The organism is Plantactinospora sp. DSM 117369 (assembly GCF_053764795.1).
The window spans coordinates 2,751,152-2,770,303 of record NZ_CM132446.1 but is presented as its reverse complement, the minus strand read 5'-3'; the positions used below and the strand labels follow the sequence as shown (position 1 = coordinate 2,770,303).

The following is a 19,152-nucleotide window of genomic DNA, read 5'->3' as shown; positions in this document are numbered from 1 at the left end:
CTGCCGGCCACGACGATCCTGGGCCGGGTACTGCCGGGAGTCGTCCTGGAAATCGACGCGGCGGCCCGGTCATTCAGCGGCCAACGTTTCTCGGGCGTCGCTCCGGATCGCGGTGACCGCCGGTGCGGTCATGGCGATGGTCATCGCGATCAGGGTCGCGCCGCACAGGGCGAGCGCCTGCCGCGGGTCGAGGGCCGGGGCGAAGGGCAGACCGGCGACCGCGATGCACCCGGCGATGGCGATGGCCGCTCCCACGGCACTGACCAGGGCCAACATGATCGCGGTCAGGGCGTAGAGCACGGCCTCGCACGCGGCCATGACCAGCATGGTCCACAGGGTCGCGCCGGTGGCGCGGAGCACGGCGAACTCCCGGCGTCGGGCGGGCGCGTTCAGCAGCAGGACGGCGACGCTGCTGACGGCGGTGAGCAGGGCCGGCGGGGTGAGGACGAGATACGTGTCGAAGGTGTTGACCTCGGCAGTCGACCCGGCGGCGGCAAGGGCGACCCGGAAGGTGTCGACGATGCTGAACATGATCCCGTAGAGACTCGCCCCGATCATGAGCGGAACGACCGCCGCGGTGCTGTGGGTGATCCGGTGGGCGGCCGAGTGGCGGGCGAGGAACCAGGCCGGGGAGAGCCGGGCGGGGACGACGGCGCTCCAGAGGCGGATCATCACCGACAGGCCCGCCGGAGCCGCTAGCGCGATCGTCACGGTGAGGGCGACGCCAAGGTTGATCGCCATGCTCGCGCCAGCGCTGAGCAGCTCTGGTGAGCCGCGCAGCGCGAAGGCGATGGCCACACAGGCGGCGATCATGACAGCGACGCCGAGCAGCGCGAGTCCGGTGAGAATCCAGCGCAGGACGGTCATCCCGCGTGGCGGTGACACCGGAGCGCGGGCCGCTTGTACGGCCGGCACCCGGGCGGCCCGCCGGACCGGCCCCAGCGCGCCGACAACGCACACACCAACCGTGAGGACCAGGGTGATCGCCACGACCGCCAAGTCCGGCGTCGCGTCCATGACGTCCGGCTCTCCGGTCGACGCGTGGACGAGGAGGTCGACGACCGGATCGGCGGCCAACGCGGCGACGACGCAGCCGACGGTGGTGCCGGCTATGCCGAGCGCCAGCATGTGCGTGAGGATGACCAGTCCGACCTGCAGCGGCTGCGCACCGCTCAGGCGCCACCGGGCGATCCGGACCCGCAACGCGTCGATCGTCGCCGAGCTGACCGTGCTGAGCACGACCACTGCCGCAAGGCCGGTGCAGACGTAGAGGACATAGGCGGCACCCCGAACCTCGGCGACCGTCATCCCGGCCCGCGCTGCGGCCGCGGCAACCTGCGGGGTATCGCTTGCCGACCAGTGCGCCGCCGCGACCCCGATCAGCGCGGCGGCCATCGCGGCGACCATCAGGGGGCCGATCCACAGGTGCCGGTCGGCGCGTAACTCCGCGAGGGCGAGGCGGATCATGCCGCACCTCCCGCCGCAGGCGCGCCGTCCGGGGACCGGACCGCAAGCGGCGTCTGGGCCGCGATGACCTGGCGGATGCTGTCCGCGGTCGGGCGGGTGAGCCTCGCGGTGAGCAGCCCGTCCCGCATCACCAGGACATCGTCGGCGAGGCTCGCCGCATCCAGGTCGTGGGTCACCATGACCACGGTCCGGGCGCCGTCGGCCAGCGCGCGCAGCCGGCCGAGTACCACCGCCGCGGTGTGTGTGTCGAGCGCGCCGGTCGGTTCGTCGGCGAACACCACTGCCGGGTTCGTGGCGAGGACGCGGGCGAGCGCCACCCGCTGCTGCTCCCCGCTGGACAGGCGGGAGGCACAGACCCGGTGTCGGCCGTCGAGTCCCATCTCGGCGAGGAGGGTGTCGGCGGCGGCGAGGTCGACCGGCCGGCCGGCGAGCCGCCGGGGCAGGACCACGTTCTCGCGCGCCGACAAGGACGGGATCAGATTGTACGTCTGGAAGACGAAGCCGATCCGGTCCCGGTAGAGCCGGGCTACCGCGCGAGGGCGCAGCCTGGACAGGTCGTGTCCGAGCAGTGTGACCCGGCCGGTCGTCGGCCGCTCCAATCCGGCGAGGCAGAACAGCAGGGTGGACTTGCCGCAGCCGCTGGGCCCGACGACCGCCGTCATCGCCCCGGTGGGAATCGAGTGCGTGATGCCCCGCAGAACGTCGACCGGGCGACCGCCGTCCCCGCTCGGGAAGGTCTTGCTCAGCGCCTCGACGAGGATCGCGGTGGGCGTTGGTGGGGTCGTTCGAGTCATCCGGTTATCGCACAGCCGAGGGCTGTCTTTGGTCACTACGGCCAGGTGCCGTGCCGGGTGGGGAAAACCCCACCCGGTTTCCGGCATTCCCGCCCACCGCCCCGCCTCGTACCGTGACGTGGTGCCCGAGCCCCGCGCCTGGTCCGCCGCCTGCGACGCACCCTGGCGGTTCCTCCTGTCCCGCTGGCCCTGGACCTGCCTGCTGTACACGACGGTCAGCGCCACGGTCGGCTGGATCAGCCTTGCCTGCCTGCCGGTCCTCGTGCTCTTTCCGGCCTGGGCGGTAGCCCTCGCCGCCGTCGAACGCCGCTTGGTCGCCCTCGTGGGCCTGCCCCGGCTCGCTGGCGGGCCGCCCCCGGCGCCGGACCGCCGCGCCTTCGCCCGGTTCGTCGACCGGTTGCGGTCGCCGCTGCTGCGGCGCGAGATCGGGTACGCGCTGGCCCAGCCGGTACCGGGGCTGCTCTCCTTCGTCGTGCTGATCATCGCCGGCACGGCGGCGGTGACCGGCATCGCCACCCCGGTGCTCGTGACGACCGGCCGTCCGGTCCAGATCACCGACTCGCTCGTGATCTCGGGTGGCCCCGCCGCCGGCGCCGTCTCGCTGGCCTGCGCTGTTGTCGTCCTCGGTCTCGCGTACGTCTGGGTGCTGCTCTGCTGCGGGCAGGCGGCGCTCGCGTCGGCGCTGCTCTCACCCCAGCTCGAAGAGCTGCAGACCCAGGTCACCATGCTGGCCCAGGCGCGGATCGCCGAGCTGAACCGGTTCGAGCGGGAACGGCAGCGGGTCGAGCGGGACCTCCACGACGGCGTGCAGCGGCATCTCGCGGTCGCCAGCCTCCACCTCGGCATGCTCGAACTCGACCTGCGGAAGGCGTTGCCGGCGGGCACCGCCCGGGCGGACGCCCTCGCCACACTCGACGCGGCCCGCGCCGAGACCGAACAGGCGCTTGACGCGTTGCGCGCCACCGTCCACGGCATGCGTCCGCATACCCTGATCGAGGACGGCCTCGGGGCAGCACTGCGCGAGCTGGCGGCCCGGCTGCCCATGCCGGCAACGGTGGAGGTCGACGACCTACGCCGGCTGCCCGCCGAGGTGGAGGCGTCGCTGTACTACGTGGCGAACGAGGCCGTCACCAACGCGGTCCGGCACGCCGCCGCGAATCGGCTGATCGTGCGCACGGCCACGACCGGCAACCGGCTGACGATGACGATCACCGACGACGGCACCGGCGGCGCGAACCCCATCGGCGGCACCGGAATCCTGGGCATGCGGGAGCGCGCCTCCCTGCTCGGCGGCGAGTTGACCGTCAACAGCCCACTCGGCGGACCGACCACGATCGGCATCGAAGTGCCGTACATGCCGGCGAGCGGGTGATCCCGGCCAGCCACAATGACGCCATGCAAGTGGTGATCGCTGAGGACGCGGCCCTGATGCGCGAGGGCCTGACCGCCCTGGTCGAACGCTTCGGCCACCGGGTCACCGCGGCCGTCGATGACGCCGACGAACTGCTGCGGGTGATGGCCGGGGCCGGGCCCGGCAACCTGCCCGACGTGGTGGTCACCGACGTCAGGATGCCGCCAGGTGACGCCGACGACGGGTTCCGCGCGGCGCTGACCATCCGTGCCCGTCACCCGCAGGTCGGAATCCTGGTGCTGTCGCAGTACCTCGGCCATGCCTACGCCGCCCGACTCCTCGCCGCCCCGACCCGCAGCGAACCGCCCGGCGGCGTCGGCTACCTGCTCAAGGACCGGGTCAGCCGGGTGACCGATTTCATGCACTCCCTCGAACTGATCGCCGGCGGCGGCGTCGTCATCGATCCGAAGGTGGTCCAGCGCTCCATGGCCGCCGGCCGCCCTCACGCCATCGACATACTGAGCGAGCGGGAGCAGGAGGTTCTCGGGCGGATGGCGACCGGAGACACCAACCACCAGATCGCCACCGCCCTCCACGTCACGCAGGGGGCGGTGGTCAAACACGTGGGCAACATCTTCACCAAACTCGGGCTGCAACCGCAGGACGGCAACCGCCGCGTACTGGCCGTGCTCACATACCTGCAATCAGGCCGTTCGTACACGCCACCCTCCTGACAAACCTCACCCTGCCGACGCACCGATTGATGGTGATGATGTGCTGTACTGCCACGCGTGAGGCAGCGGGCGGGTCTGATCATCGGTGTGGTGCTGCTGCTCGTCGGGATAGGCGGCCTCGCCGGCTGGCGGTGGTGGCGCAACGTGCCGCCGTACGGTCCGGAGGTGCTGGCCGCCACCGCGACCCTGAGCCTGGTCGACCAGGCCACCGCGGACGCCGCGTTCAGCCCGCACAGCGTGGAGCAGGCCGGCGACGGTGACCAGATCCTCCTCGGCCGGGTGGCCTGGAAACGTCCGCCCGATCCCCAGGTGGACGGCTCGTTCCGGATCGTGGTGCTGGACGAGCGCACGCGTCGGGTGCCCGGCTTCATCAACGTGACGTCGGCGCGGCCGGACGATGTCGGCGCCGGCTGGGACGGGGCCCTTGACCGCGCCGAGGAGCGCTATCCATGGCTGCGGGGCATCGGCGCACGGAAGGTCAAGGGCGGATTCCTGACCACCGCCAGCGCGATCACGGTGTCCTCGGTCGACGCGTCACCGGTGACGTTCGTCCTCGTGCTGCGCCCGGAGCGGCCGGGAACGCCACCCGAGCGGGCGGTCGCGGCCGCTCCCACCGCGGTCGGCGACCTACTGGTCGCGCTGATCAGCGTCGGACCGGACGGCCAGGTCTACTGGGCCCAGCGCCTGCTGAACTGACGGCGATGTCATATGACATGGGACAGAGGCGGTCGTGTTGCGGTCCTCGGCGACGCTGGCATGATGCGGCGCCGGGTATGAGAGTGCGGCCGTTGTTGCACCAGGCTGTCGAACCAGTGAACCTTTTTCAACCTCCCCTTGCGGTCCGGTGGACCGCAAGGTCGGACGCGGTGCGCGAGCGCCGCGCGGTCCAGGTTGACAAAGGTTCAGTAGTGCTGAATCAGGTTGCGGTGAAGATTACTGCCCGTCCGACAGTGGCGGCCCGGTTGTAGAAGGCTCGAACATCAACGAAGTTGTCCCAGGTGTTCTCGAAGTCCGCGTCGTCGTGTCCACCGAGGTAGTCGGGGTCGTCGATGACATCGAACCGATGACGCAGCCACGTTCGCTCCACAGAACGCAGGGCGTCAGCGACATCCCGCACCTCGGCGGCGCTGACGTAGACGACGTAGTACTCGTCGTGGAGATGTCGGCCACCGAGCACCGCGTGAGACAACGGGTACGCGCCGCCGTCCGGGTCGAGGGTGCCGTCGGTCAGGCAGCGGTGGATGGCGTCCCAGGCCTTGTCGGTGTCGACCTTCAACCGGTCGTCGTTGCACGACTCCTCGATCACTTCGAGGATGTCACCCACGCTGTCGTCGTGGTCGTCCGTCGCGAGCAGCGAGCGTTCCTGCTCCGACGTGATGGCGAAGTGCACCCCCAACATGCCCCGATCCTACGGCGCGCGGCAGAAGCCCGGCGACGAGAGACGGCCGCTCTCGCCAGACCGGGCTAGGGGTACTGAGGATGCAGTCGCCAGAGCGCCCCTTCAGTGAACCTTTTCAACCTGGACCGCGCGGCGCTCACGCACCGCATCCGCCCCTTGCGGTCCGCCGGACCGCAAGCGGCGTGATCCACGACTTCAGAATGCCCGGCGCTACGCGGCGAGCCTGGCTCGGACCCGTTCCGCGTCGGGGTGGTCGAGGTCGGTGAGGATTGCCAGCGCCCGTCGCCATGTGGTCCGCGCCGCGCCCGGCCGGCCGGCGAGTTGGTAGCTGTCGCCGAGGTGGGTGAGTGTGCTCGCTTCGGGGTAGCGCGCGCCAAGGGCGTTTAGCCGCACGACGGCTTGACGAAAGCAGGTGACAGCGCGCGGGTAGTCACCGAGATGGTGGTACGCGTAGCCGAGGCTGTCCAATGTGGCTGCCTCGCCGCGACGGTCGTCCAGTCCGCGCAGCAGGGCGAGGGCCTCCTGGCAGGCGGTCACGGCTTGGGCGTGGTCGCCGAGGTGGACCTGGAACCAACCGACTGCGTTGAGGGCGGAGGCTTGCCCGTACCGGTGGTCCGCCCTGCGGTACAGCGCGAGGGCCTGCCAGGTGTGGTCGAGGGCGAGGGCGTACCGGCCCTGCCGTTCACCGAGGTAGGCGAGGAGGTGGTGGTTATGGGCCTGTCCGGCGAGGTCACCGCTGCCGGCGTCGAGGTCGAGGGCGCGTTCGAGGTGTGCGCGGGCGTGGGCGTGGCGGCCGGTCTCGATGTACGGGCGGGCCAGGATCCGGTGGACGATGGCCGACGCGCGCGGGTCGGCGAGCCGTCCGGCGGCGAGCGTCGCCGCGTCGCCGACGGCGAGCTGGTCGGGCCAGCGTCGGCTGTGTTCGAGGTACCCGGTCAGGATCCACGCGAGCTGCCAGGCGTGCCGGTCGTAGCCGCCGCCCGCGGCATGCTGCACCGCCGCGAGTAGCACCGGAAGTTCGGCGGCGAGCCAGGCGCGGGCGGCGGCCGGTGCGCCCAGATGTTCCGGCGCGGCGCCGGGCCGGGGCGGTTCGAGGGTGATGGCGTCTCGATTCGGGTGTAGTAGCCGGTCGGCGGCGCCAGCGGTGTGCAGGTAGTGGTCGAGGATGCGGTCGGTCGCGGCCTCGCGGTCTGGCAGGGTTTCCAGGGCGTCGCTGAGGTAGGTGGCGTAGGCCCGCAGCAGATCGTGGCAGGCGTACCGGCCGGGTGCGGGTTCGGTGAGCAGGTTGGCGCGGGTCAGTCCGGCCAGTAGCGGCGGTACGTCGGGCAGCGGCAGCGCGGTGAGGCTGGCGATGGCGGGCGCGGTGGCGTCTGGACCGGGATGCCGGCCCAGGAGCCGGAACACGCGCGCCGCGGCCGGGGTGAGCGCCCGGTACGACCAGGCGAACACCGCGTGGACATCGGTGCCTGGATCGCCGGTGTTGAGCAGCCCGAGCGCCTGCCTGCCGTCGCGGAGCTGTTCGGCCAGCTCGCGCAGCGGCACCCGGCGGGTCGCGGCGTGGGCGGCGACGATGGCCAGCGGCAGCGGCAGCCGGGCGCACCGCGTGATGATCTCGTCAACCGCGTGGGGTTCGGCGGCGATCCGCGCGCTGCCGAGGCGGCGTGCCAGCAACTGCCTTGCCTCGTCGCGGGTGAGCAGATCGACGGTGACAGGTTGGGCGCCCTCGGCGGCGACCAGACCGGTGAGCGGATCGCGGCTGGTGACCAGGGCCAGGCAGCCCGCGGCGCCGGGCAGCAGCGGCCGGACCTGCGCGCCGTCGCGGGCGTTGTCCAGCAGGATCAGCAGCCGCCGACCGGCAAGTTCGCTTCGGTACAGGGCGGCCAGTGCGTCCGGCTCCGGCGGGATCCGGCGCAGCGGCACGCCGAGGGCGTCGAGGAAGCGGCGGATCGCCTCGCCCGGCTCCATCGCGGGCTCGGTCGGACCGAAGCCGCGCAGGTTGACGTAGAGCTGCCCGTCGGGGAAGCGGTCGGCGACCTGGTGCGCCCAGTACACGGCGAGGGCCGTCTTGCCCACCCCGGCGGTACCCTCGATCGCCGAGATCACCGCGGTGTTCGCGGTGGCAGCGTCGTCCAGCAGTGCGTTCAGCGCGGCGAGCGGACCGGCCCGCCCGGCGAAGTGCCGCGTGGCGGCCGGCAACTGCCGGGGCACCGGCGCCGGTCGCCCCGGCGGTGCCTGCCCCGACGGCGCTGGTGGCCGCTGCCGCGCGGCCTGCTGCAACGCGTAATCCACCAGGGCGTACCGCGGGCGCCAGAACTCCTCGATCCCGGTGGCCACCGACAGCCGGTCCAGCCGGCCATGATCCTGGGCGTACTGGCGGCAGCCCTCGACGACGCCCCGGACGACCTCCCAGTCGGGCAGCCGTCCGATCCGGCCGTTGAAGATCGACCCCACCTGGCTCTTGCCCAGCCGTACCCGCACCGCCAGGCTGCGCAGGCTCGGGCCGCCCGCCTGCGATCGGAGCAGCCGCAGGTCGTCACAGAGTTGCCGCAGCAGCAGGCGGCCGTCGTCAGCGGTCACCGGCGATCCCCGGTGTTGTCCGGCGCTGTCCAGCGCATCGGACGGCTGTACCGTCGCTACCTGCCACGTCGGCCCCGGTCGTCCGCACCTGTCCGTACCAAACCCCGTCCACGCTATCGACGGACAAGGATGCCCTCAAGCACCCGACCGGAGTGCCCCGAGAAAGGACGGTCGCACGTTGATAGCTACTGGAAAATTGCGGCGAATTCCGGCCGCCCTCGGCTTGTTGGCTGCGACCATGGTGGCGGCGGTTACCGTCGTGCCGTCGCCGGCCGCGGCCGACAGTACCCGGAACATCAGCGGGAGCACGACCTGCACGTCGGGAATCCCCCCGGTCGGGCCGTACGTGAGCGTGGGCGGCGGAGGGTGGCCCGGTGCGCCCGGCCCCGGATGGCTTCCGGTGGACTCCATTTACCAGGTCCCCGGCACCCAGACCAGGGTATGGACCAAGGCGATCCCCGCGAGCGCGACGAGCATCGCGCTGGACGTGAGGTGCTATGTGAGCTGGAGCGAGTACTACGGGTACATCACCTTCCCGGAGGGCACATGGCAAGGCGCAAGCTACAGCCTGACCCCGGGTACCTCGACGATCAACTCGACGTGGTCCTGCGCCCGGCAGCCGGTCGCCCCCGGCCCCTGGGTCCGCACGTGCGAGCTGACGACAATCTCATCCGGCTGACCTGAGTCGCAGAACCGAGATCGCGACATCCGAAGACCGCACCATCCGCCTCGCGGCCGGGCCGGTCGTCGGCCCGGCCGCGACCGCCCGCAGCGGCACGACCGGTACCGACTCCGCCGCGCCGGGCCCGTCGGCCGGCCTGGCTGCACCGCCTGACGGGACACGCCGCACCGCTCGACGACCTCGGTCACCGGCACACCCGCCTGGACTTCCAATCCGGCCCGATACCGCTGTCCGCGCTCGCCTATCGTCTCGCCGGGTAGGTAGGTCCGCTGCTGCTGCCCGGGCACGAGGATCTGGTCACCGAAGGACGTGCAGGACGATCTCGATCAGCGTGGCGACGTCGGCTTCGACCATCGGTTCGCCGGTCATCCCCATCCGGTGCAGCAGCGTCCCGACGATGACGTCGATGATAAGCAGGACCCGGTCCTCCGGCTCGCCTAGCACGTCCTGGAGCGCCAGCCAACCGGGCGCCTGCAAGCGTGTGGAGAGGATGCCGCGCAGGGCCGGATCGCTGATGGCGTCAACGAACACGCCGGCGAACGCCGCGCCCACGCCGGGCTCGCCGATCTTCGCCGCGAGGAAGCGGACCAGCGAGGACACGATCTGCTCCCGGGTGGCGCCCGTCAGCGGCACCGGGCCGGACGCGTCAAGGAGACGGACCAGTGCGGACACGGCCTCGTCCCGGCTGGCCTCGGTCAGCGGCACCGCGCGGAACACATCAAGGACGCCGAACGCGTCAAGGAGACAGTCCGTGATCAGGGCGCCCTTCGACGGCCATCGACGGTAGATCGTCGTTTTCGCGATGCCCGCCGCCGCCGCAATGCGATCCATCGTCGCGTTCACGTAGCCGAGTTCGTGAACCGTGCGCAAGGTGGCCGCGAATACGGTCGCATTGAGGTCTGCGCGAGGACGCCCGGGCGTGGACGGGGTGGAAACCGGCACCGCGTCAGGCTACTCTGGCAATTACGCTACTGCTCGTAGCGTAATCTGGTGACAGGAGGACACCTTGAGAGTCAGAGCTCCATTGGGTACCCGCATCCTCCGGGACACCCAGGACTGGGAGGCCATGACCGACGACCAGCTGATCGCCGTGCGCGAGAAGGTCAACCGCATGGCATCGTCTCTTCCCGCCCGGATCATCGCCGGCCTGCCGGACCGCCGCGCCCGCATCACCAAAGCCACGATCGACCTTCCGGGCCGCGGCCTGACCTTGCGGGTACACCGCCCGGCGCACGCCGACCGGACGCTGCCGCTGATCGTCTCGTTCCACGGCGGAGGCTTCATCGCGGGCACCGCCGCGCAGAACGACTGGCTCAACAGCCACCTCGCGGCCCGCTGCCCGTCGGTGGTCGTCTCGGTGGAGTACCGTCTCGCCCCGCAGCACCCGCTGCCCCAGCCCGTCGAGGACGGCTACGACACGCTCGTCCGGCTTGTCGAAGACGCCGCCGGCTGGAGTATCGACCCCACCGCCGTCGCGGTCATGGGTGAGAGCGCCGGCGGCATGATCGCCGCACTCGTTGCGTTGCGGGCCCGCAAGGACGGCCCGCCGCTGCGCGCCCAGGTGCTTAACTACCCGAGCACGGACTGGACCGACACCCTAGAGAACTACCCCTCGGTCACGGCGAACGCCGACAACCCCACGCTCTCGCTGCCCCGGTTGCGCGCCGCCCGCAAACTGAGCGTGCCGCCGACCCTCGACCCACGCAGCGTGTCTCCCGTGAAGTTCGACAATCTCGCCGGCCTACCACCGACACTGGTCGTCACCGCCGCACTGGATCCCATAGCCGACCACGGAAGCCGCTACGTCGAACGGCTCTGCGAGGACGGCACCGACGCCCGCCTGACCTGCTACCCGAAGGCCACACACGGCTTCCTCAGCATCCCCGGCCTTGTACCGGCCGCCCGGCCCGCGCGGCGCGAGATTCTCGCCTTCCTCCGCAGCCAGCTGCACGACCTATGAACCACCGTTGCAGTGCGTTTGCGCCATGACCGCAGACACCTCCGCATGCGGCGATCTCGCTCACTCGGGCGTTGGCAGGCGCGAAAGGGCTGGCGCGCATAAGGTCGGCCCAACAGGCGACCTTCGCGAGACGAGGACGGACAGGACGTGAACCAAGGCACCCGCGACGAGATGCTCGGCCGCCTGGCTGAGGCAGTCCGGTCCGTCACAGGCGCACACCCGACGCGGGTTGCCGTCGACGGACCGCCCGCCGCAGGCAAGACCACGCTCGCCGACGAGCTGGCCGTCGTCTTGCGCGAACAGGGCCGCGACGTCATCCGCGCGACGATCGACGATTTCCTCTTCCCCCGGGCACAGCGCTATCCGCGCGGCGAGTACTCGGCCGAAGGGTGCTACTACGACACGCACGACTACGAGACGCTGAACCGGGTTCTGCTCGATCCGCTCGGCCCGGGCGGAGATCGACGCTTCCAACACGCGGTCTACGACCGCACCGCGGATACTGCGCTGTCCCCGCCGGTCATGACTGCCCCAGCCGACGCCGTGCTGGTCTTCGACGGCGTCTTCCTCATGCGCCCGGAACTGATTGATCGGTGGGACCTGCGCATCTTCGTGTCGACAGCACTTGAGAAGACCGTGGATCGTGCCGTGATCCGAGAGCGCCGGGTGTTATCTCGGGCCGAAGTCGAACGGCGCTGGCGCAAGCGTTACATCCCCTCCCAACAGTTCTACTTCGCTACGGTCCACCCGACCCATCACGCCAACTTCATCGTGCACAACGACGAGCCCCAGCAGCCGGTCTGGGAGACTCAAACACACTGACCGCACTCAATTCAGCATGAGCGGATTTCCGGGCAACTCCTGATGAGATCAGGTGTTGCGACGACCGTTAGAACCTAATCGGAACCACGTGGTCAGTTCTCAGGCGGAGTCGACAGGCGGCTTCCACCGAGGGGCTCTCAACGCATCGACGAGCTGCTACGAGTCGGCCCGGGCGTAGGTTCCGAGGGCTCCTCCGCCGCGGTGGCCCGCCGCCAGGACTCAGCCGTCTCTCGGTCGTAGTAGCGGATGAAGCCGCACCCCCAAGCGATGGCGGCATCGAGAGGGGACCCTCCCCAACGAGGCTCGCCACTGACAAGCAACCGCGATCCAACCGCATACGAATGGAACACCTCTCCAGTCACGTCACGCGTCCCGGCCATGGGCAAACCCATGTCTACCGTGACGGTTGGTGCCGTACCGCCGGCAAACCACTCGCCAACAGCGAAGGTGACCCCCACAAGGTTCAGGTGACCCTTGCCGGAACGGTTGGAGCGGGCCGGGCCGATGTTGACCACGACACCGTCAAACGCGAACGCTCGACCGGCGACGGCCTCCGGGGTGTAGCTCTCCACGCAGCTTGCCGCACCACCATCCGGCAACGACCCAGACATGCCACTCGTCGGGTTATCCAGGTCCGCCTTAGGAATGGTTGGCGATGGGAGTGTCACGAACGGACCTTTAGTAGGGTCGTTCATAGAGGGCGCGCCGTCGCCGGTGAGATTCTGGGCAACAACGCCGCCGCTGAGCACCACGGCTAATGCTGCGCTAGCACCGAAGACAGCGGCACGACGCTTCCTGCGCTGTACGGACTTGCCCACTCGGACCAGATCATCTAGCGGCGCGGGACCGACGGGTACCCGTTCTGCGAGCCGTTCGAGCATCCGATCAACGTCCTCGTCATTCATGCGTGGCTCCCCCGCGTAGGTCGGAAAGGTTGGCGTCGGCGGACAGTTGCGTCAGCGCGCGGGACAATCTGCTCTTCACGGTGCCGGGGGCGATGTTGAGCGCTTCGGCGATCCGCCGATCGTTGAGATGTGCGTAGTACCGGAGAACGACAGCCTCGCGGTTGGCCTGGCTCAGGCCCGCAAGCGCACGGCCCACCGCGTCTGCTGCGTCCACCCTGGTGGTGGCGTCTGCTTCGACCTGTTCGGGTACGACCGCAGCGGGCTTCTCCCCCCACCACCGTCTTCGACGACTGTCGTGATAGGCGTTCACGAGAATTCGGTACACATAGGCGTCCCGATCGTCGGCTTTCGCGACCTTGGCCCACGACACGTAGCAGCGCATGAGGGCCGTCTGGGCCAGGTCTTCGGCATCCTGGACGCTGCATCCCAGGAGAACGGCGGAACGAACGAGAGCAGGCCACCGCGCGCTCGCGTACGCAGAGAATTCCTCGTCTCGGTCCACACGTCCCCCAGTCGAATCCGGCCACCGCTACTAGGAAGACGGGTCACCGGAGCCCTTTGGGTCCACAGCAGGTTCCGTGGTTGTACCGGCAACTCCCGAACCTCCCCGAGAGAGCACGCAGGCCCCCGCAGCGCATGCCGCGGATCCGGACATGCCGCCGGTCGTCCGCGCTGCAGCGCACCCCATGGGCACGCGCGAGATAGCCGGCCACCGCCGCCCGCAACGCGGGCAGTCCCGCCGGGTCGGGATAGTCGAACGTGCCGTGCGACGCCGTCGCCAGCACGCGGCGAACACTGCCGGCCCAGACCGTACACGGGAACGAACCGAGATCGGGAATCCCCGGCCGCGACTCGATCACCGACCCGGTCGCCGTCGCGGGCCGCGGCTTCTCGCGCGAGTCGGGCGGTTCGTGAGGTACGTCCGCGACCCGGGTGCCCGAGCCGGGCGCCGACACCAGCACCCTTCCGCCACCAGGTGCGCGACGCCTGCACCATCATGCCCCCAGGACAGGCCCAGGTCGGTGGCTCCGGCTCCCGGGCAGGCGCGACCCGGCCGGCAACCGGCCGGTCCGAATGCTCTCCCGTAACGCGTTCTCCAGCGTTCGGCCCGGAAACCCGCACCCGGATCGAACTCCAGATACAGGTCGAGTGACTCCACCACCCGCCAAACGATCTCAACCGGCTGGCCTCGGTGCGGGTGCGGCGACGACTCGTCGACCGCCTCGCCGAAGTCGACGTCGGGATCGTCGGCGGTGCCGCTGATGTTGTCAGCGCCGACGCCGAACATGAGCTGGTGGGCGGCGTGGGCGATCGCGGCGTCCTCGCCGTCGGCGACACGGATGGGCAGGCGTTTCTGCCGGCCGGGAAATACCTAGGTGTGGCGGCACCGGCCGGGAGATTCGGTGCTCATTGCGACGGCCGTGGCGGCGTAGCTTGGGCAGGCTGAGGTCGGCGGCGAGGGTGGATCCGCTGTACGGATGGTGTCTCCGGCGGCGTTGCGGAAGTCGGGTAGCGCGACGGCGTACCCGGCGAGCTGGCTGGGGTTGGTGGTGTCGGCGCGGGGTGCACGAGCAGCCCGCTGGCGCGAAGTCGGTCGAGGAAGTCCCGTTCGTCCGTGGTGGTGCCGGCGGCGGCGCGGACCAGGTGCCGAAGGCGGTGGCGGGGTACTTTGGTCGCGCTGCTGGCGACCGGTTTTGTCCAGCTCGGCGGGCTTGGGGTAGCGCTCGGGAGCGTCCGACCGCCGACGCGGTGCAGCACGTCGTGCTCTCGCGCCGGAAGGTCCCAGCACGGCTAGCTGACCGTCGTGGCTGTGGCCGCTGGCTCGGTGCTGCTGCCCGGAAGTAGCTTCGTCACCGTCCACGCCGACGCCAGTACCAGGGCCAATCCCCCAACCCGGGGACCGCCGTCAGCCGCGACAGTGCCATGTCAGCGAGCAAGCACACGGCCCACGAGAGCAGCAGTGCGGTCGACCAGCCGACGATCGAGCGGCCCGCGCAAACGCCAGTACAAAAACGGGCGAGAGAGATCAGCCCAGCAGTGCGGCCGGGGCTGCACGCGCTCCGAATCGCGTTCCGCGTTCCAGGCACGTGATCAACAGGATTGGACCCACCACGAGGGGAAGCGCGGCTAACGTACCCGCCCCCCGGGGACCCCAGCGCCGCCCCGCCAGCGATCAGCCCACCACGAGGGTCGGCGCAAGGAGCAGTTTCAGAAGGAGGATCGCTGCGAGGGGCCGGGCGCGTTGAAGGCGCCGTGTGCGGCATTGTCCTGGCATCGCTGCTCTTCGGCTGCGGTCCAGCCGAAGGTCGCCTCAAGGGCGGCGAACTCCTGTCCGAGGGTGGTGTCGGCGGTGGTGCGAGTATCGGTGCTGACCGTGACACGCAGTCCGGCGCGCAGCAGCCGGTCGGCTGGATGATCGGCGAGCGTCGGCACGGCACGGGTCAGGACGTTGCAGCGCGGACACGTCTCAAGCGTGATCTGGTCGCGGTGCAGACGGTCGAGCAGTGCTCGCTCAGCGGTGCTCCGCACGCCGTGGCCGATGCGGCGGGCGCCGAGGATGTCGAGGGCCTCCCAGACGCTGTCGGGCCCGGCGGCCTCGCCGGCATGCACGGTGACGGGAAGTCCGGCGGCGTGGGCGAGGTCGAACGCTTCGCTGTGTACGGCACCGGGGTACCGCTCGTCACCGGCGAGGTCGAGACCGGCGACGATGTCGCGGCGGCGCACGGCGGCGTCTGCGACGCTCATGCTCACCGCGGGGTGCTGGTGCCGCAGGCAGCACAGCAGCATGCCGGTGTGAACGCCGGTCGCGGCGGCACCCTGGGCGAGTCCATCGCCGACGGCGACGATGGCGTCGTCGATGCTCAAACCGGCGCGGGTGTGCAACTGAGGGGCGAATCGGACCTCGCCGTACACGACGTCGTCACGGTGCCAGTCCTCGACGAGTTCGGCCGCGACGCGCTGGAGCGCCTGCGGTGTCTGCAGGAGGTCGATCGCGATATCGACGTAGGGCAGGAAGGCGTGCAAGCTTCCGACGTCGGCCGGTGCCACGGCGAGCCGCCGTGGATGAGCGGGCAGCGCGCGGTCCTGCTCGACGGCGAGCGCGGTGAGGGTCTCCAGGCGTACGGACCCGTCGAGATGACAGTGCAGCTCGTAGCGTCGGGTTCGATTGGTGGCGCTCATGCGCATGCGTCCAGCAGCATCTGCTCGAACCCGTCGCTGTCGACACGTCGTACCAGGGTGAGATTGGCCGGGGCGGCGGTGCGGCGGCGATCGACCAGGATCTGCCCGCGGGTCTCGTCGCCGGTAGCGACGCGCACGTGTGCGGTCTCGGCCCGCCGGACGAGCGAGGGGTTCAGCGCGACGGCCATGGCGAGCGGATCTGGTAGGTCGTATCCGGGCAGGCCGGTCACTTCGGTGGCCCAGTGGTCGACCGATCGGTTCACCCGGTGGGCGAACCGGGCCAGGGGCGTGTCCAGATCGCACAGTCGACGCTGGCGGTCCGGGGTCATGACCGCGTCGTGCCGGGAAGCGTCCCAGCCGATCCAGGTGACCGTTTCGCAGGCTGCGGCGTCACAGACGATCGCGGCGGCCTCGGGGTCGGCCCACACGTTGAACTCGGCCGTGGCGGAGATGTTGCCGCAGGCGTCGGCGGCACCGGCCATGCAGTAGACGTGCTGGAATCGGTCGAGCAACTGCCGGTCACGGATCAGGGCGGCGGCGATGTTGGTCAGCGGCCCGAGAGCGACCAGCGTGAGTTCGGCACCGCGGTCGCGGGCCAGCCTCAGCAGCACGTCGACGGCGTGCTCGCGGGCCGGTGTGCCGGTCGGCTCGGGTAACGGCGCGCCGCCCATTCCGTCGGCGCCGTGCACGTGAACCGCGGTTTCCAGCGGACGTAGCAGCGGCCGTTCAGAGCCGGGATGCACCGGCACGTTCCCGGCGCTGGCGAACTCCAGCGTCACCAGGGCGTTACGGCTGGCCCGGGGCAGCGGCACATTGCCTGCGACGGTGGTGACGGCCTCGATCCTCACGCCGGGCGTGCGGACGGCCAACAGCAACGCGACCGCGTCATCGGATGCGGTATCCGTGTCGATCACGAGCCGTAGGGGTGCGCGCATTGTGCAGCCTCCCCCACCACGCCGGGCCGTCATGTCAACGCCGATCGCCGGTCGGGCAACACGTCGTCACATCACCGTTCTAAACGATTAGATCGTGGTGATGTGGCACAGTCAAGAACAGCCTGTGAAGACGAAGGACGGCATGGTGCGAGCACCGACGATGCATGACGTGGCCAGCCACGCGGGGACCTCGACGGCCGTGGTCAGCTACGTGCTCAACGATGGGCCACGCCCGGTGGCCGCCGCCACCCGCGCGCGGGTGCTGGCCGCCGTCGCCGAGCTGGGCTACCGGCGAAACAACCTCGCGCGAGCGCTGCGAGCTCGCCGTACCAGCACCATCGGCCTCGTCGTACCCGACCTCGCCAAGCCGTTCTTCGCCGAGCTCACCCGCGCCGTCGAGGCGGCCGCCTTCGCCCGTGGACTCCACCTCCTCGTCGGGAGCGCCCACTTCACCAGCGAGCGCGAACACGACCAGCTCCGCGCGCTCCTGGACGCCCGCGTCGATGCAGTACTGCTTGTGGCATCCGACGACCCGCGACACGCGGTGGAGCAACTGCGCCAGGCCGAGATCCCCTATGTCCTGATGCACCGCCTCCACCCCGACGCCCCGGGTGTCGCCGGCGATGACACGGACGCCGGCAGCCAGGCCGCCGACCACCTTCTCGCCCACGGTCACCGCCACATAGCTGTCCTCGGCACCGACGCTGGCGACGACCCGGTCAGCCGCCGCGCCCGCGGCGCCCTCGCCACCCTGGCCCAGCACCACCATCCGGTACCCGGGCACCTGGTCGTCGACTGCCGCTTCCCGCTGCTGCGCGACGAGGCGTACCGGCACACACACGCGCTACTCACCGCACATCCGCAGGTGAGCGCCGTATGTGCCACGACCGACGAGCACGCCCTCGGTGCCATGCGCGCCGCAGGGGAAGCCGGCCGCCGCATCGGTGACGATCTCGCCCTGATCAGCATCGACGGCACCGAACTAGGTGCCTTCCTGGCCCCGGCTCTGACCACCGTCGCCGTACCCTTCGCCGACCTCGCGGCCAGCGCCGTCGACGCCGTACTGGGCCGGCCGGGCACCACTCACGGCCCCCAGCTACACCGCCTCAACCTCACCGTACGCCGCAGCTGCGGCTGCCGCCCCTGACCGTGCGACTCAGCCCCTGACGGCACGGGCCGCACAGGGCCGCGCTCACGCTCATGGCGATCTGACCGGAAAATGAGCCGCTGAACTGTGATGTCTGTTGGTCGGGTCGTCAGGCCCGCGGCACTCATGTCGAAACATAGGCCGCCAGCGCCGACTCGAATGGCCAACTGTAGTTACCGGCACTGCGCAACTGCCGCAGCCGGTCGCCCGGTTCGTCCCTGGTCATCAGCACCGAAGCAACCCGAAGCGCGACGTCGGATGGGTCGGGAACCAACCCAAGCCCAAGCGAGTAACAGCCGTACACCCGTCCTCGGTCGGAACCAGCGTTGATCTCGAACGACTTGGTCATTGCCCAGCCGAACTCCTCATCCCACAGCACATCGGCGGTCCACCGGTAGTACTCGTGCCACGGCCACCGGTAGCAGTCGCGAACGTACAGACCGGACGCGCGCTTGGCATAACCGGTGGTGTGCGGCCCGACCCCACCGAGGGGAGATTCGGTCGCCAAGTCCACCAACTTGTCAATCTCGACGTCCAGTATCCCTAGGTCACCAACGACCGCGCGGACATAGCCGACATGGTCGGCGCGGCGCTGTTCGGACACGACCGCAGCATACCGATGCGCCGTCCCGGACACCGGCCGGACGAGCCTCAACTCCAGCCCGAACTGCCAGGCGAGACACTGTTTGGCGTCAGTCCTATGCACGGACTACAACGTCCCAAGATTGATCGACGTCGGCGGCCCGACCATCATTCTCACGCCTGCGTGGCATCCCGAAGGGACCGGGTGACTTTGTTCAACCCGGGGGGTCGGCCCGGCCAAGTTCACGCGGATGAGGGTCTTGTTCAACTTGGTCGAGGATCTTGTAAAACCGGTCAGCGATCGCGTCGGCGCTCCACGGCGCTCCAGTGAACCTTTTTCAACCTCCCCTTGCGGTCCGGCGGACCGCAAGGTCGGACGCGGTGCGTGAGCGCCGCGCGGTCCAGGTGGAAAAGGTTCAGTGATGCAGACGGCCGGTGCCTCGTGGTGGTTTCAGCGAGGTTGATCCGCTTCTCACCGAGTTCGGCTGGTTCACCGGCGAGAACATCGAGGCGTCGGGCGACTACCACCTGTAGCGCCACCGTGGATGGTGGGCCGGGACGACCCAGCCCACCATCCACGGTGGTCGCGCCGGCATCGACGGCGCTGTTGACATCCC

Annotated in this window: 17 protein-coding genes; 7 read left to right on the top strand and 10 right to left on the bottom strand. The window is 70.1% G+C overall.

What is annotated here, in order from left to right; translation table 11 throughout:
* Window positions 1–69: 69 nt before the first annotated feature.
* Both ACSMXO_RS12480 and ACSMXO_RS12475 read right to left on the bottom strand, forming a co-directional pair.
* A complete protein-coding gene (locus ACSMXO_RS12480; RefSeq protein ID WP_455417836.1) occupies window positions 70–1,467 on the bottom strand; it encodes an FtsX-like permease family protein in 1,398 nt (465 codons plus the stop codon).
* Window positions 1,464–2,261: an ABC transporter ATP-binding protein gene (locus ACSMXO_RS12475; protein WP_455417835.1), complete on the bottom strand. Its 798-nt coding sequence runs from the start codon at window positions 2,259–2,261 to the stop codon at window positions 1,464–1,466. The genes ACSMXO_RS12480 and ACSMXO_RS12475 overlap by 4 nt, the downstream gene beginning before the upstream one ends.
* A 121-nt stretch (window positions 2,262–2,382) precedes the next feature.
* On the opposite strand from ACSMXO_RS12475, the gene ACSMXO_RS12470 reads away from it, so the two are divergent.
* Genes ACSMXO_RS12470 through ACSMXO_RS12460 form a run of 3 tightly spaced genes read left to right on the top strand, consistent with a single transcriptional unit; the run spans window position 2,383 to window position 5,042 of the window.
* Complete coding sequence (locus ACSMXO_RS12470; RefSeq protein ID WP_455417834.1) at window positions 2,383–3,633, top strand: sensor histidine kinase; 1,251 nt, start codon at window positions 2,383–2,385, stop codon at window positions 3,631–3,633.
* A gap of 23 nt (window positions 3,634–3,656) precedes the next feature.
* On the top strand, window positions 3,657–4,346 hold the full coding sequence (locus tag ACSMXO_RS12465) for a LuxR C-terminal-related transcriptional regulator (protein WP_455417833.1): 690 nt from the start codon (window positions 3,657–3,659) through the stop codon (window positions 4,344–4,346).
* 57 nt (window positions 4,347–4,403) lie between these two features.
* Window positions 4,404–5,042 carry a hypothetical protein gene (locus tag ACSMXO_RS12460; RefSeq protein WP_455417832.1) on the top strand — a complete coding sequence of 213 codons (639 nt, stop codon included), beginning with the start codon at window positions 4,404–4,406 and terminating at the stop codon, window positions 5,040–5,042.
* 220 nt (window positions 5,043–5,262) lie between these two features.
* On the opposite strand, the gene ACSMXO_RS12455 is transcribed toward ACSMXO_RS12460, so the two are convergent.
* The 3 genes from ACSMXO_RS12455 to ACSMXO_RS12445 all read right to left on the bottom strand — a co-directional run bounded on the left by ACSMXO_RS12455 (window position 5,263) and on the right by ACSMXO_RS12445 (window position 9,946).
* Window positions 5,263–5,745 (bottom strand): YfbM family protein, encoded by a 483-nt coding sequence (locus ACSMXO_RS12455; protein ID WP_455417831.1) that lies wholly within the window; start codon window positions 5,743–5,745, stop codon window positions 5,263–5,265.
* Window positions 5,746–5,955: 210 nt separating this feature from the next.
* The gene (locus ACSMXO_RS12450) at window positions 5,956–8,322 is read right to left on the bottom strand and encodes an ATP-binding protein (protein WP_455417830.1); all 2,367 of its coding nucleotides are present in this window, start codon (window positions 8,320–8,322) and stop codon (window positions 5,956–5,958) included.
* A gap of 979 nt (window positions 8,323–9,301) precedes the next feature.
* A complete protein-coding gene (locus ACSMXO_RS12445) occupies window positions 9,302–9,946 on the bottom strand; it encodes a TetR/AcrR family transcriptional regulator (RefSeq protein WP_346262453.1) in 645 nt (214 codons plus the stop codon).
* A 124-nt stretch (window positions 9,947–10,070) separates the two neighbouring features.
* On the opposite strand from ACSMXO_RS12445, the gene ACSMXO_RS12440 reads away from it, so the two are divergent.
* Entirely contained in the window at window positions 10,071–10,964 is an 894-nt protein-coding gene (locus tag ACSMXO_RS12440) for an alpha/beta hydrolase (RefSeq protein ID WP_455417829.1), read from the top strand.
* Window positions 10,965–11,111: 147 nt separating this feature from the next.
* Window positions 11,112–11,786, top strand: coding sequence for a uridylate kinase (locus tag ACSMXO_RS12435; RefSeq protein ID WP_455417828.1), 675 nt, complete (start codon window positions 11,112–11,114; stop codon window positions 11,784–11,786).
* A 137-nt stretch (window positions 11,787–11,923) separates the two neighbouring features.
* Here ACSMXO_RS12435 and ACSMXO_RS12430 read toward each other — a convergent pair whose 3' ends face one another.
* Both ACSMXO_RS12430 and ACSMXO_RS12425 read right to left on the bottom strand, forming a co-directional pair.
* Window positions 11,924–12,691 carry a hypothetical protein gene (locus ACSMXO_RS12430; protein ID WP_455417827.1) on the bottom strand — a complete coding sequence of 256 codons (768 nt, stop codon included), beginning with the start codon at window positions 12,689–12,691 and terminating at the stop codon, window positions 11,924–11,926.
* Window positions 12,684–13,193: a SigE family RNA polymerase sigma factor gene (locus tag ACSMXO_RS12425; RefSeq protein ID WP_455417826.1), complete on the bottom strand. Its 510-nt coding sequence runs from the start codon at window positions 13,191–13,193 to the stop codon at window positions 12,684–12,686. Before ACSMXO_RS12425 ends, ACSMXO_RS12430 begins: the two co-directional genes overlap by 8 nt.
* A gap of 696 nt (window positions 13,194–13,889) precedes the next feature.
* Here ACSMXO_RS12425 and ACSMXO_RS12420 point away from each other — a divergent pair.
* Window positions 13,890–14,138 carry a hypothetical protein gene (locus ACSMXO_RS12420; protein WP_455417825.1) on the top strand — a complete coding sequence of 83 codons (249 nt, stop codon included), beginning with the start codon at window positions 13,890–13,892 and terminating at the stop codon, window positions 14,136–14,138.
* 761 nt (window positions 14,139–14,899) lie between these two features.
* Here the strand turns inward: ACSMXO_RS12420 and add are convergent.
* Together add and ACSMXO_RS12410 are read right to left on the bottom strand one after the other, a co-directional pair.
* Complete coding sequence (add, locus tag ACSMXO_RS12415; protein WP_455417824.1) at window positions 14,900–15,871, bottom strand: adenosine deaminase; 972 nt, start codon at window positions 15,869–15,871, stop codon at window positions 14,900–14,902.
* Window positions 15,868–16,806: a nucleoside hydrolase gene (locus ACSMXO_RS12410; RefSeq protein ID WP_455417823.1), complete on the bottom strand. Its 939-nt coding sequence runs from the start codon at window positions 16,804–16,806 to the stop codon at window positions 15,868–15,870. Before ACSMXO_RS12410 ends, add begins: the two co-directional genes overlap by 4 nt.
* A 169-nt stretch (window positions 16,807–16,975) precedes the next feature.
* Here ACSMXO_RS12410 and ACSMXO_RS12405 point away from each other — a divergent pair, with 169 nt between their 5' ends.
* A complete protein-coding gene (locus ACSMXO_RS12405; protein WP_455417822.1) occupies window positions 16,976–17,953 on the top strand; it encodes a LacI family DNA-binding transcriptional regulator in 978 nt (325 codons plus the stop codon).
* Window positions 17,954–18,077: 124 nt separating this feature from the next.
* Here the strand turns inward: ACSMXO_RS12405 and ACSMXO_RS12400 are convergent, their stop codons facing one another.
* On the bottom strand, window positions 18,078–18,557 hold the full coding sequence (locus ACSMXO_RS12400; RefSeq protein ID WP_455417821.1) for a hypothetical protein: 480 nt from the start codon (window positions 18,555–18,557) through the stop codon (window positions 18,078–18,080).
* Window positions 18,558–19,152 lie beyond the last annotated feature (595 nt).

What these genes read in the sequence shown, in the direction of transcription:
- ACSMXO_RS12480 (WP_455417836.1), bottom strand. Translation starts at nt 1,467, where the DNA reads ATGATCCGCCTCGCCCTCGCGGAGTTACGCGCCGACCGGCACCTGTGG.
- ACSMXO_RS12475 (WP_455417835.1), bottom strand. Translation starts at nt 2,261, where the DNA reads ATGACTCGAACGACCCCACCAACGCCCACCGCGATCCTCGTCGAGGCG.
- ACSMXO_RS12465 (WP_455417833.1), top strand. Translation starts at nt 3,657, where the DNA reads ATGCAAGTGGTGATCGCTGAGGACGCGGCCCTGATGCGCGAGGGCCTG.
- ACSMXO_RS12455 (WP_455417831.1), bottom strand. Translation starts at nt 5,745, where the DNA reads ATGTTGGGGGTGCACTTCGCCATCACGTCGGAGCAGGAACGCTCGCTG.
- ACSMXO_RS12440 (WP_455417829.1), top strand. Translation starts at nt 10,071, where the DNA reads ATGACCGACGACCAGCTGATCGCCGTGCGCGAGAAGGTCAACCGCATG.
- ACSMXO_RS12430 (WP_455417827.1), bottom strand. Translation starts at nt 12,691, where the DNA reads ATGAATGACGAGGACGTTGATCGGATGCTCGAACGGCTCGCAGAACGG.
- add (WP_455417824.1), bottom strand. Translation starts at nt 15,871, where the DNA reads ATGAGCGCCACCAATCGAACCCGACGCTACGAGCTGCACTGTCATCTC.
- ACSMXO_RS12410 (WP_455417823.1), bottom strand. Translation starts at nt 16,806, where the DNA reads ATGCGCGCACCCCTACGGCTCGTGATCGACACGGATACCGCATCCGAT.